Annotated in this window: 12 protein-coding genes; 3 read left to right on the top strand and 9 right to left on the bottom strand. The window is 67.4% G+C overall.

Going from position 1 to position 11672, the window contains the following annotated elements; genetic code table 11:
- Window positions 1–189: 189 nt before the first annotated feature.
- From rlmH to IE243_RS15670, 3 genes are all read right to left on the bottom strand, one after another.
- A complete protein-coding gene (rlmH, locus tag IE243_RS15680) occupies window positions 190–669 on the bottom strand; it encodes a 23S rRNA (pseudouridine(1915)-N(3))-methyltransferase RlmH (protein WP_191320336.1) in 480 nt (159 codons plus the stop codon).
- A gap of 159 nt (window positions 670–828) precedes the next feature.
- Window positions 829–1227 carry a ribosome silencing factor gene (gene rsfS, locus IE243_RS15675; protein WP_191320335.1) on the bottom strand — a complete coding sequence of 133 codons (399 nt, stop codon included), beginning with the start codon at window positions 1225–1227 and terminating at the stop codon, window positions 829–831.
- A 78-nt stretch (window positions 1228–1305) separates the two neighbouring features.
- On the bottom strand, window positions 1306–1968 hold the full coding sequence (locus IE243_RS15670; RefSeq protein ID WP_191320334.1) for a nicotinate-nucleotide adenylyltransferase: 663 nt from the start codon (window positions 1966–1968) through the stop codon (window positions 1306–1308).
- A 75-nt stretch (window positions 1969–2043) separates the two neighbouring features.
- Between IE243_RS15670 and IE243_RS15665 the strand changes: the two genes are divergently transcribed.
- A complete protein-coding gene (locus IE243_RS15665) occupies window positions 2044–2292 on the top strand; it encodes a hypothetical protein (RefSeq protein WP_191320333.1) in 249 nt (82 codons plus the stop codon).
- 95 nt (window positions 2293–2387) lie between these two features.
- On the opposite strand, the gene IE243_RS15660 is transcribed toward IE243_RS15665, so the two are convergent.
- Both IE243_RS15660 and proB read right to left on the bottom strand, forming a co-directional pair.
- Window positions 2388–3629 (bottom strand): glutamate-5-semialdehyde dehydrogenase, encoded by a 1242-nt coding sequence (locus IE243_RS15660; RefSeq protein ID WP_244643218.1) that lies wholly within the window; start codon window positions 3627–3629, stop codon window positions 2388–2390.
- 257 nt (window positions 3630–3886) lie between these two features.
- Complete coding sequence (gene proB, locus IE243_RS15655; protein WP_191320331.1) at window positions 3887–5032, bottom strand: glutamate 5-kinase; 1146 nt, start codon at window positions 5030–5032, stop codon at window positions 3887–3889.
- A 527-nt stretch (window positions 5033–5559) separates the two neighbouring features.
- Between proB and IE243_RS15650 the strand changes: the two genes are divergently transcribed.
- A complete protein-coding gene (locus tag IE243_RS15650) occupies window positions 5560–6594 on the top strand; it encodes a complex I NDUFA9 subunit family protein (RefSeq protein ID WP_191320330.1) in 1035 nt (344 codons plus the stop codon).
- Between the two features lie 128 nt (window positions 6595–6722).
- On the opposite strand, the gene IE243_RS15645 is transcribed toward IE243_RS15650, so the two are convergent.
- From IE243_RS15645 to IE243_RS15630, 4 genes are all read right to left on the bottom strand, one after another.
- A complete protein-coding gene (locus IE243_RS15645) occupies window positions 6723–7256 on the bottom strand; it encodes a DUF4405 domain-containing protein (RefSeq protein WP_191320329.1) in 534 nt (177 codons plus the stop codon).
- Between the two features lie 259 nt (window positions 7257–7515).
- Window positions 7516–8259, bottom strand: coding sequence for a sulfate transporter family protein (locus IE243_RS15640; RefSeq protein ID WP_280514603.1), 744 nt, complete (start codon window positions 8257–8259; stop codon window positions 7516–7518).
- Between the two features lie 520 nt (window positions 8260–8779).
- Window positions 8780–9604, bottom strand: coding sequence for a YiiX/YebB-like N1pC/P60 family cysteine hydrolase (locus tag IE243_RS15635; RefSeq protein ID WP_191320327.1), 825 nt, complete (start codon window positions 9602–9604; stop codon window positions 8780–8782).
- Between the two features lie 63 nt (window positions 9605–9667).
- Entirely contained in the window at window positions 9668–10663 is a 996-nt protein-coding gene (locus IE243_RS15630; protein WP_191320326.1) for a 2-hydroxyacid dehydrogenase, read from the bottom strand.
- A gap of 230 nt (window positions 10664–10893) precedes the next feature.
- Between IE243_RS15630 and IE243_RS15625 the strand changes: the two genes are divergently transcribed.
- Window positions 10894–11424 (top strand): SH3 domain-containing protein, encoded by a 531-nt coding sequence (locus IE243_RS15625; protein WP_373301706.1) that lies wholly within the window; start codon window positions 10894–10896, stop codon window positions 11422–11424.
- Window positions 11425–11672 lie beyond the last annotated feature (248 nt).

Below are 11672 nucleotides of genomic sequence, written 5' to 3'. Positions count from 1 at the left end.
ACGCCTCACATTGACTGATATGGCAATGAGGTAAACGCAGCCTTTGCATCATCAACCGTTTTGTTCCGCCGGAGACGCCAGTCAGGCGCGGACAAGGGCGCGGCGACAGCTGGTCGTCGCGATTGCTGGCGACAATCAATGGCAAACAAGGCGACGCGGTGGCGCCCGGCGGCGAAATGCGCCGGGGGCTCAGCTGCGGTGATAGGGGTGACCGTCGATGATGGTCATCATCCGGTAAATCTGCTCCAGCGCCAGCACCCGCACCAGCTGGTGCGGCAGGGTCATGGCGCCGAAGGAGAGCGCCAGCCGGGCCGCGTCGCGCACCGACGGGTCGAGGCCGTCGGCGCCGCCGATGACGAAGCACACATGTTCGGCGCCGCTGTCGCGCCATGCGGCGAAGCGCGCCGCCACCGTCTCGCTGTCGAGGGCCGGACCGCGCTCGTCAAAGGCGACGATGACGCCGCCCTGGGTCTTGCCGAGAATCGCCTGCGCTTCCTCGGCCTTGCGCCGGCTGGCGTCGGCGGCGCGGCTCTCCGGCAGCTCGATCACGCTGACCGCGCTGACGCCGAGCGGCCGGCCCTGGGCGACGGCGCGCTGGTGATAACGATCAGCCAGCTCCCGCTCCGGGCCGGCCTTCATGCGGCCGATGCAGATCAGCGAGATTTTCAAGGACGTGGTCCCATCGCCTGAGGCGCCATCCTCATCTGAACATATGGAGCGGGCGGGAGGCCTGGTTTCGGCCGCCAGGGATGCTGACGTCGCGCAGGTGCCCGGCTCCGGACGTCAGCCTGTCGCGGCCAGACGCCGGGACGACGCCCGCGGATGGCGTCAGGAGGCGGTTCCGGCGGCCGGAGCGGCCCCCCACATCTTCTCCAGATTGTAGAAGACGCGAACTTCCGGGCGGAAGATGTGGATGATGAGATCGCCGGCGTCGACCAGCACCCAGTCGCAGGAGGGGAAGCCCTCGTCCTTGATGCCCTTGACGCCCGCCGCCTTCAGGTCCTCGATCAGCTTCTCGGCGATCGAGCCCACGTGACGGTTGGAGCGGCCGGAGGCGATGATCATGGCGTCGGCCAACGACGTCTTGCCCGTCAGGTCGAGCTGGACGATGTCTTCCGCCTTCATCTCGTCAAGGCTGTGCAAGGCGACCGAGAGGACATTGGCGAGGGCGACGTCCGCGTCGACGTCTGCGGCCTGCGGTTCGGTGTCCGGAATGCGATTGGGCATATGGTAGCGCGCCTGGTCCCTTGCGTGAAAAACGGTGTCTGAAAACTTTCTCCACCATAGCCGTTACGTCATCCAGGTTCAACGGAGCGGCAGGGGCTTTCCGCAGTCTCGGGACGGGCTGATTTCCACCGCATGCGCCTGCCCGGCGCTGGCGCGCAGCGCCGTGGAGGAGAGCGGCGAGCGCGGGCCATGCAGCAGAACCCACGCCGGCGTCGGCGCCGTGGCCAGCCGGCGGGCTTCGGCCTCCGGAAGGCGGGCCGCGGCGAAGGTGCGGGCGGCGACGGAGGCGGTGGCGGCGAGGGTCTGGCCCGGCCGGTCGATCACCGCCACCGGGATGCGGCGCATGATGTCGCGCCAGTGATGCCAGCGGTGCAGCGTCGCCATGCTGTCGCCGCCCATGATCCAGACGAAGCGCACGCCGGGAAATCGCCGTTGCAGCCAGACGATCGTATCGTGGCTGAACCTGGCGCCGATGTCCTGCTCGAAGCCGGTCACGTCTTGGCGGGCGTGGCCGGCGACGCCGCGCACCTGGGCGATGCGCGCGGCGATGGGCGGCAAGCCGTCAACGTTCTTCAGCGGGTTGCCTGGCGTCACCAGCCACCAGACGCGATCAAGCCCCAACCGTTTCATCGCCTGGTCGGCGACGAGGCGATGGGCGGCGTGGGGTGGGTTGAACGAACCGCCATAGAGCCCAATGCGCGCGCCGGGGGCGAGAGGCGGCAGGCGCCAGCGCGGAATCATGCGGCGCACGCCCGAACAAAATCGCGCGTCCCTGTGTTACACTGGAAGGGAGGTAACCGACGCAAGGAGGTTGTCATGTTCATCCACGTCACAGATCCGGTCGACAATACCCGCATCCTGCTGAACGCATCATGCGTGCTGATGGTGCGCGGGACGGTTCATGGCGGATCGGCCATCTATCTGTCCACCAGCGCGGCGCACCATCCGGACGTGCTGCTGGCGCGGGAGACGCCGGAGGAGATGCAGGCGCTGCTGACCGGAGAGGCCGCGCCGGCGCGACCGATGACGGAAACGCCGGTGGAAACGGCGCGTCCGGCGCATTGATCCTCCGTCGCCGTCCTGTCGCAATCCTGGGGCGGACAGGCGCGGCGGATGCGCCCGTCTGACCGCAGTCGCGGCGCGCCCGTTTGTTCAACGATTCAGGGCCGGGTCTGGCCGGCGCCGCGCACCTTGTATTTGAACGAGGTGAGCTGTTCGGCGCCTACCGGCCCGCGCGCGTGCATGCGCCCGGTGGCGATGCCGATTTCGCCGCCGAAACCAAATTCGCCGCCGTCGGCGAACTGGGTTGACGCATTGTGCAGCACGATGGCCGAATCGACCTCATTGAGGAAGCGCTCCGCCTTGTCGACGTTCTCGGTGATGATGCAGTCGGTGTGCTGGGAGCTGTAGGCGTTGATGTGCTCCAGGGCGCCGTTGAGACCGTCGACCAGACGCACGGAGATGATCGCCTCCAGATATTCCGTGCTCCAGTCAGCCTCCGACACGTCCGTGACGCGCGCGTCGGCGGCGCGAACTTCCGCGTCGCCGCGCACCTCGCAACCGGCGTCGAGCAGCATGGAGACCAGCGGAGCCAGCAGGCGGCCGGCGGCGGCGCGGTCAACCAGCAGCGTTTCTGCGGCGCCGCAGATGCTGGTGCGCCGCATCTTGGAGTTCATCACGACCGTGCGGGCGGTTTCCGGATCGGCTTCGGCGTCGACATAGACATGCACCAGGCCTTCCAGATGGGCGAACACCGGCACCCGGGCCTCGTTCTGCACGCGCTCGACCAGACTCTTGCCGCCGCGCGGCACAATGACGTCGACGGCGCCGTTCAGGCCGCGCAGCATCTCGCCGACGGCGGCGCGATCGCGGGTGGGCACGAGCTGCACGGCGTCGGCGGGCACGCCGGCGGCGGCCAGCCCCTCAGACATGGCGCGGGCGATGGCGCGGGCCGAACGGAAGCTGTCCGAGCCGGAACGCAGGATGACGGCGTTGCCGGCCTTCAGGCTGAGCGCTGCAGCATCGGCCGTGACGTTGGGACGGCTCTCGAAAATGATGCCGATGACGCCGAGCGGGGTCGAAACGCGCTGGATCACCAGGCCATTGGGCCGCTCGAACGTGGCCAGCACCCTGCCGACCGGATCGGGCAGGGCGGCGATGGCGGCGACGCCGTCGGCGATAGCGTTGATGCGGGCCTCGTCCAGCGCCAGCCGGTCGATGTAGGCCTCGGTCTGGCCATTGGCGCGCGCCTCCGCGATGTCCTCGGCGTTGGCGGCGAGGATACCGGCGCTGGCGCGCCGGATGACCGCCGCAGCGGCGACCAGCGCCGCAGCGCGGGTTTCGGCGCTGGCCAGCGCCAGCTTGCGGCGGGCGGCGACCGCCCGTAGCCCCATGTCCGCCATCAGCGTGGCCACGTCGACGTCAGGCGCGGCGGAGGTCGCAACTGGAGTCGCCGGACCGCGGACAGACTGCGCTGCGCTGGCGGTATGGGCGAGGTGGGCTGCGGTGCTCATGGATGGGCCTTTGCGTGTTGCACGGGACAAACGTAGGCGCGCCGGGTCTGGCGGCGACGATTGATTACGGTCATCATTATTGGCCGTCGCGCCGGCCAATACAAGGGGCTGTCAATACCACGGACGCTGCCTGGGGCGACGGCGCCTCAGGTCGCATCGTCCTTTGCGGCGGCGGTCAGCACCAGCACGTCGCGATGGATCATCTCGGCCCGGCCGGAATAGCCGACAATGGCGGCGATTTCGCCGCTGCCGTGGCCAGCAATGGCGCGGGCGTCGTCTGCGTCGAAACTGATGAGGCCGCGGGCGACCACCGCGCCAGCCGGGTTCTTCACCAGCACCGCGTCGCCACGGAGGAAATCGCCGTCCACGATAGTGACGCCGGCGGGGAGGAGACTCTTGCCCCGGCGCAGCGCCGCCACCGCGCCCTCGTCGATGGTGACCGCGCCGCTGGTTTCCAGCAGGCCGCTGATCCACTTCTTGCGCGCCCTGGCCGGAGTTGAACGCGACAGGAACCAGGTGGCCGGGCCGCCTTCCGCGATGCGGCGTAGCGGATGCTCCACCAGGCCGGAGGCGATGATCATGTGGGCGCCGCCGTGCGTGGCGATCTTGCCGGCCTCGATCTTGGTGCGCATGCCGCCACGGGAGAACTGGGAGGCGGCGCCTCCGGCCATGGCCTCGATCTCCGCCGTGATGCGCGGCACCACCGGAATATGCTTCGCGGACGGATCGGAACCAGGGGGCGCGGTGTAGAGGCCGTCGATGTCGGAGAGCAGCACCAGCAGGTCAGCGTCGGCCATGGTGGCGACGCGGGCCGCGAGCCGGTCGTTGTCGCCATAGCGGATTTCGCTGGTGGCCACCGTATCGTTCTCGTTGATGACCGGGATGGCGCGCCATTCCAGAAGTTTGCCGACGGTGGCCCGGGCGTTGAGATAACGGCGGCGCTCCTCGGTGTCCCACAGGGTCACCAGCACCTGGCCGGCAGTGAGGCCGCGCGCCCCCAGCGCTTCAGACCAGGTGCGGGCGAGGGCGATCTGGCCAACGGACGCGGCGGCCTGGCTTTCCTCCAGCCGCAACGGGCCGAGCGGCAGCTTCAGCACGGCGCGGCCCAGCGAAATCGAGCCGGACGATACCACCAGCACGTCCTTGCCGGCCTGATGCAATGCGGCGAGATCATCGGCAAGCGCCGACAGCCATTGCTGGCGGACGCCGCCGCGTTCGCGGTCGACCAGCAGGGATGAACCGACCTTCACGACAATGCGACGGAAGCGGTCCAGGGCGGGAATCTCGGTCATGGCTGTCTGTCGCCGTTTTGCGCCGTTAAAATGCCTTCACGAAAAAGCGGCTGCTGCTTTTCCTGAAGAGAACAGGTCGAAACCAGTCGGGCAGGCGCATGTTTCCTGGCTGCAGGGGCATTGCCCTGCTGGTCAGGAAACATGCGCCGGACATGATAAAAGCCGGGCGGGCCTCCGGCGGCTGGCGGGGCGTTCGCCGCGCCGCGCCTGCTCTATACAGCAGGAAACCGTCAATCCGGAACGGCGACAGGCGCTGTAACCGGCAAAATCTTTCATCAGACGCCGTGCGGCATTCCCGCTGGAGCCGCGTCGCAGGTCAGGGCCCCCCGCCGGCTGGAGCCTCTGGACCGGGCTTTGCGACCTTGGGTCGCGCTGCGGCGTGGCCTGACCTGTCCGCTGGAGGGCGGGATCGTGCAAGTATGGAGCAAGTAAGCACTTGCGCCAGCGCGGCGAAGGGGGCAGGAACAGGTTTCCTGTAATGGCTCCAACTTTGGCGCTGCAGGGTACAGTTTCGGCGGGAGAGGTTCATGTCCAGCAGCATCCGTCAGCCATCCGACACGCTTGTCACGGTGTTCGGCGGCTCCGGCTTCGTTGGCCGTCATGTGGTGCGCGCGCTGGCGCGGCAGGGATATCGCATTCGCGTCGCCGTGCGGCGGCCTGATCTGGCCTTCCATCTGCAGCCGCTCGGCAATGTGGGACAGATTCACGCCGTCCAGGCCAATCTGCGCAACCGGCCTTCGATCGTTCGCGCCATCGCCGGCGCCGATATCGTGGTCAACCTTGTCGGCGTCATGCATCAGGGCGGCCGCCAGCGTTTTGACGCGGTGCATGGCTTTGGGGCCCGCGCCGTGGCGGAGGCCGCCCGCGCCGCCGGCGTTGAACAGCTTGTCCACATCTCGGCCCTCGGCGTCAGCGCCGACTCAGGCTCCGCCTATGCGCGCTCCAAGGCCAATGCCGAAGCCGCGGTGCTCGACGCTTTTCCCGGCGCGGTCATCTTGCGACCGTCGGTGATGTTCGGGCCGGAAGACCAGTTTTTCAACCGTTTCGCCCAGCTGGCGACGTTCATGCCGGTGCTGCCGCTGGTTGGCGCTGAAACCCGCATGCAGCCGGTGTTCGTCGGCGACGTGGCGGCGGCCGTGGTGAAGGCCGTGCAGGGCGCGGCGCGACCCGGCGTCGTCTATGAGCTGGGCGGTCCGGAAACCCTGACGATCCGTGAGGCGGTGAAGTTCACCCTCGGCGCCATCCGTCGTCGCCGCCTCGTCGTCGGGCTGCCGTTTGGTCTGGCGCGTCTGCAGGGACTGGCGCTGGAAATCCTGCACACGCTGTCGCTGGGCCTGCTGCCGGACAGCCTGCGTCTGACCCGCGACCAGGTGGAGTTGCTGCGCCACGACAATGTGGTGTCGGACGCCGCTGTCGCTGAAAAGCGCGGACTGGCTGACCTCGGGGTCATCGCCAGCGGTTTCGACGCCATTGTCCCGACCTACCTCTGGCGGTTCCGCGAGAAGGGCCAGTTCGAGCCGCCGCCGCAGGTCGGCTCCGGCGCCCACGAGGCCGGGGTCTGAGCCAGCTGGTTTGCTACGGATAAATAAAAACGCCGCCCTTCAGGGCGGCGTTTTTATGTGTGCTGTTGCTGGAGCAAGTCCCGGGGGAATTCCGCATCGGCGGAAAAGGGGTCCTCGCGGCCCGTGCGTCAGGAACCCTGCCGGCGCGGCATCAGCTCCACAAGCACCTGCGGCGCCTTTTTACCGGCAGTCCCGGCGATGGTTTCCAGGTTCTCCTCGATGCTGGTGGCCTGGTATCCGCGCTCGCGCAGGGTGGCCAGGAGCTTGTCGGGTGAGGTTTTCAGCAGCGGCGCCAGATCAGCCAGGCGCGCCTGGGTCATGAGCGGCAGGGCGCGAAAAGCCGGATTACCGGCGCGGCCTGGACCGCTGAGGCCAGAGACGGCGAAAGGAATTGCGATTGCCAGCGACAGGACCAGCGGCAGGAAAAGGGTCTTGCGCTTCGCATAGTTCACCAGCGGGCGCCAGTTGCGGACCATGTGCAGGATGAACGGCGCCAGCAGCAGCATGCTCAGCCATTCGTGCATGGCGTGGAACGTGCGCGGCGTCCAGCGGAAGAACAGCGCCACGCCGGAAATGGCCGATACGAGAAACAGGCCAGTAGTCAGGGGCGTGGCGTAGCGGGTGAGAACGCGGTTGTAGAGGCTGTTGGCGGCGGTGGACATCGTGGTTCCGGAAGGCATGCGGGTTGCGACGGCGGGCAGGACAGCCATCGCCGGGAGGGGACAGCCTCTGGCCGCCTCTATCGCATTTCATGCAGGACCGATACCAGGACGCGCCAGAAAAGTGCGCCGGAACATAAAGTTAGAGCTATTCTGAAAAACGGGCAGGCGCGACGCCTCAGGATTGTCCGGAGCGTCCGGCGCAAAAAATTCGCTGCTGCGCCAGTGCCCCGGCTTTCGCCCGCATGACCAGGCGGGCGCCCTACAGCGCCGCCGTTCCCTGCGGCGCCGCCAGTTCGGCGCGCTGGACACTTTTGTGAACGTGCACCATCAGCGCGATGCCGAACAGCGGGGTCAGCAGATTCAGCACCGGCACGGCGACCAGCAGCGCGGCCACCAGGCCGGCGCCGAACACCGTGGCGCGGTTACGCAGACGCATCGCCTCCGCCTCGGCCATCGGGCGGAAACGCGCCGCGGCCATCTCGAAATACTCCCGCCCGAGCAGGTATCCGTTGGCGATGAAAAACGCCGCCATGTTGACGCCCGGGATGAAGAACAGCAGCAGGGCGAACAGATTGATCACCAGCGACAGGCCGGCGAAGCGCAGGCCGTAGAGGAGCGACAGCCCGACGGAAAGCGGCTTGCCGGGTGGGTCCTCGGGGTAGTCGGTTTTCTCCACGAGCTCGGCGGCGTCATCGAGATAATATCCGGAGACCAGGGCCGAGACCGGGGGGATCAGGAACGCCAGCCCCACCATCAACCCGGCCCCCGCCACAAAGAACGCCAGTGTGTCGAGGATTGGCCACGAGGCGCTCAGGCTATGTGAGGCGAGATAGTGGTTCAGCAGGCGGGTGAGGCCAAACCAGACGAGACCGAGGATCAGCAGGGTCAGGCCGACGGAGCGCAGCAACATGCGCCGGAACGGCGGCGACACGATCTGCCGTAACGCCTGGATGGCGGCGTTGAAGATCTGCACGGGGCCGGTGTGTCGCAGGCTGCTGATCAAGGAGGTCGCTCTCGTTACGCGCATCTGGAAACGGGTTTCGCCACAACAGGTACAGGACGGGCGTAACCGGCTGTTTAACTGCAGCATTGTCGGTGAAAACCCGTTCGCCCAAAATGCTCCGTCGCTTTGATTTGAGACATTTTCTTCACAAAAAGTGGGCTCCACCTTTCTCGAAAATGGCCTGCTGGGTCATGCAGCGGCGAAACAGGAGCCTGACAGCCGGCGCAGCTACAGACCTGTTGCTGACGCTTTCATTGACTTTCGCGCTTCAATGAGGGGTGGATGCGGCATGGATAAGGCGGCGTGGAGCGCCCGCTCCATATCTGTCCGGCGCCCCGGCGTGGCGGCGCGATGCGTTGATGTCAGATCGCGAGAATGCAGACGCATCCACGGTTTGAGAGCCCGGACCGGTGTCGCGCATCTCTCGCCGAAAATGCTTTGCAGCGCCCGGCTGCGCCAGAAGTCATTCGCCGGAAGCCTTTCATCGGAGCCCATTGGGACCGGCCCGGCGGAGCTGGCCTCAGGCCAGCAGGCCGGCGCTGGCGCCGTCGGCGGTTTCCAGCGCCGCTTCGGCGGGCATGTCAGCGCTCCAGACCAGCTGCTTGTAGTCGAAGCCGGTTTCGATGGTCGGCTTGACGATGGCGAAGTAGGGCGAGATGTCGAAATCGCGCGGGGCATACAGGCTGTGGTGGCGGATGTGCAGGATCTCGGCGCGGGTAAACCGCGTCATGTTCTTGCGCGCAGCGACTTCCAGGCGCGGCAACACCGGGTAACGCACCTGTTCGAACGCCTGGGCGATCAGGGTGGAGCAGATGGCGCGGGTTGGTTCGCCGGAGCCGAGGGCGATCATGCGCCGGCGGAAGCGCGATGGCGCGGGCAGTGGCAGCAGATAGCGGCCGAGATCGATGACGTTGCGCAGGTCGTAGGCGTGGCCGATGCGCGAGCGGGCGTAAGCCACGACCGCGTCGCGGTCACCCGGCGTCAACGCCACCGGGCGGCAGATGCGGACGCTGGCGGCGGCGTATTTCGACAGGGGCGCGGTGGTGACGCCATGCTGCACGTCGGCCTCGACCAGCACGTGGTCGTCCTGATCCGGCGCCGGTTGTCCGGCGTGGTGCGCCGGAACCGGGCCGACGTACAGGGCGGCGTGCGACCAGCTCGACTGGGTGAGATATTTGATGATCGAGGCGACGCGCGTCGCGCCCTCGACCAGCAGCACGTCGCCGGGTTGCAGGGCGCGGGCGAGAGCCTCCGGATCTGGCGGGGCCGAAGGCCGGTAGCCAGGCAGATCCTGCATCAGGAAGGCGGCGATCTTTCGCCCGAGCCAGGTAAGCGCGCTGTCCATGTCGTTTTGCCGGAAACCGACCCCGTTAGCCCTGGCGGTGGTGGGCCATGCGGGACGCGGCGCTTACAGCATGCTCGGCAGGATTCTGTCCGGCGGCCGATGTCCGTCCATGAAGGTCTGAATGTTCAGGATCACCTTTTCGCCCATGTCATGACGGCTTTCGATGGTGGCGGAGCCGAGATGCGGCAGCAACACCACCTTGTTGGCGCGCGCCAGCTTGAGCAGCCGGGGATTGACCGCGGGGGCGTGCTCGAACACGTCGAGGCCGGCGCCTGACAGCTCATTGGCCTCCAGCATCCGCGACATGGCGGTCTCGTCGATGATCTCGCCGCGCGCCGTGTTGACGATGATCGCCGAAGGCTTGAGCAGCTTGAGCCGGCGGGCTGACAGCAGGTGATAGGTTGCCGGCGTGTGCGGGCAATTGACCGAGATGATGTCCATGCGGGCCAGCATCTGGTCGAGCGATTCCCAGTAGGTCGCTTCGAGAGCCTGCTCGGTGGCGGCCGATACGCGACGACGGTTGTGATAATGGATCGACAGGCCGAAGGCGCGGGCGCGGCGGGCCAGGGCCTGGCCGATGCGGCCCATGCCGACGATGCCGAGGCGCTTGCCGGTGATGCGCCGGCCCAGCATCCAGGTGGGCGACCAGCCGGTCCATTCGTCGTCCGGCACCACCCGCGCGCCCTCGGCGATGCGGCGCGCCACGGCGAGAATCAACGCCATGGTCATGTCGGCGGTGTCCTCGGTGAGGACGCCAGGGGTGTTGGTGACGGTGACGCCGCGCGCCAGCGCCTGCTGCACGTCGATGTGGTCGACGCCGGCGCCGAAATTGGCGATGAGCCGCAACTGCGGGCCGGCCTGGGCCAGCACGGCGGAATCGATCACGTCGGTGATGGTGGGAACCAGCACGTCCGCCGTCTTCACCGCCTCGATCAGATCGGCCTGGCGCATGGGCGCGTCGTCATGGTTCAACCGTACGTCGAACAACTCCGCCATGCGGGTTTCGATCACATCGGGGAGACGGCGGGTGACAACGACGAGTGGCTTCTTTTTGGTCATGACGCGTCCCAGGCAGGTGCTTTTCACGCAGCGTTAAGCAGGCTCGGGCGACACAGGGTGAGATCTGCGTCTCGGGACTCTGTAGCAGACAAGACCAGAAACACAACGCATCCAATCGTCGGACGCCCATGCGCCCGCGTGGACGGCGTTCGCTGGCGCCAGCATCGGGGCTGGAGCGCCGGAACGGGAGATTGGGCATGATGGGGGTTGGCCGGGTCAGGAGCAGGCGCATGGCGATGGCGCAGGTCGCGGGCGCGCTGGCGCTGCTCGCGACGGGCTTCGCGCCGGTCAGCCTGGCGCCGGCGCGCGCGGCTGACGGGCCGAAGGGCTCGGTGACCGGTCTGCCGTTGCCGCGCTACGTCAGCCTGAAGTCCGATCGCGTCAACCTGCGTCAGGGGCCCAACAAGGACCACGCCACGACCTGGGTGTATCACCGGGTCGGGCTGCCGGTGGAGATTACCGCCGAATTCGAAACTTGGCGGCGGGTGCGCGATTCAGAGGGCGTGGAGGGCTGGGTGCTGCACTCGCTGCTGTCGGGCAAGCGCACGGCGCTGGTGGCGCCGTGGGAGAAGGCCGCGTTTGTGCCGATGTTTCGCGAGGCGTCGGAAACGGCTTCCCTCGCGGCGAAGCTGGAGCCAAATGTCGTCGTCCAGGTCCGGAAATGCGACAAGACCTGGTGCCGGGTCGAGGCAGCCCGGCGCGAAGGCTTTGTGCGACAGGACAAGTTGTGGGGCGTTTATCCCGGCGAGGTGGTCGACTGATCCCCGCCTGTCAGGTCGCCGCCTGTCAGGTCGAGGCCGGACCGTGACAGCGCCCAGCCCCGCCATTCCGGGCCGCCCCCGCCGGTGTTCCGCGTTGCATGGTGAGGCGGCTGCCTGAAAGGCAGGCGCTCAAGGCGGAGCGCCGCGCGCAGGCATGGGGCCAAAAAAAGACCGCCCGGAAGGGGCGGTCATATCTGCGGGCATGGATCTGCGCGAACCGCGCGCGAGCAGCCAGAGGCCGCTCAGGA

It is taken from the genome of Camelimonas fluminis (genome assembly GCF_014656355.1).
In the GTDB taxonomy this organism is placed as follows: Bacteria; Pseudomonadota; Alphaproteobacteria; order Rhizobiales; family Beijerinckiaceae; genus Camelimonas; species Camelimonas fluminis.
This window is presented reverse-complemented; position numbering and strand designations above follow the sequence as displayed.

Excerpts from the sequence above, each read along its gene's own strand:
- IE243_RS15625 (WP_373301706.1), top strand. The coding sequence starts at position 10,894 with ATGGCGATGGCGCAGGTCGCGGGCGCGCTGGCGCTGCTCGCGACGGGC.
- IE243_RS15630 (WP_191320326.1), bottom strand. The coding sequence starts at position 10,663 with ATGACCAAAAAGAAGCCACTCGTCGTTGTCACCCGCCGTCTCCCCGAT.
- IE243_RS15635 (WP_191320327.1), bottom strand. The coding sequence starts at position 9,604 with ATGGACAGCGCGCTTACCTGGCTCGGGCGAAAGATCGCCGCCTTCCTG.
- IE243_RS15645 (WP_191320329.1), bottom strand. The coding sequence starts at position 7,256 with ATGTCCACCGCCGCCAACAGCCTCTACAACCGCGTTCTCACCCGCTAC.
- IE243_RS15650 (WP_191320330.1), top strand. The coding sequence starts at position 5,560 with ATGTCCAGCAGCATCCGTCAGCCATCCGACACGCTTGTCACGGTGTTC.
- IE243_RS15665 (WP_191320333.1), top strand. The coding sequence starts at position 2,044 with ATGTTCATCCACGTCACAGATCCGGTCGACAATACCCGCATCCTGCTG.
- IE243_RS15660 (WP_244643218.1), bottom strand. The coding sequence starts at position 3,629 with ATGGCGGACATGGGGCTACGGGCGGTCGCCGCCCGCCGCAAGCTGGCG.
- rsfS (WP_191320335.1), bottom strand. The coding sequence starts at position 1,227 with ATGCCCAATCGCATTCCGGACACCGAACCGCAGGCCGCAGACGTCGAC.
- IE243_RS15670 (WP_191320334.1), bottom strand. The coding sequence starts at position 1,968 with ATGATTCCGCGCTGGCGCCTGCCGCCTCTCGCCCCCGGCGCGCGCATT.
- proB (WP_191320331.1), bottom strand. The coding sequence starts at position 5,032 with ATGACCGAGATTCCCGCCCTGGACCGCTTCCGTCGCATTGTCGTGAAG.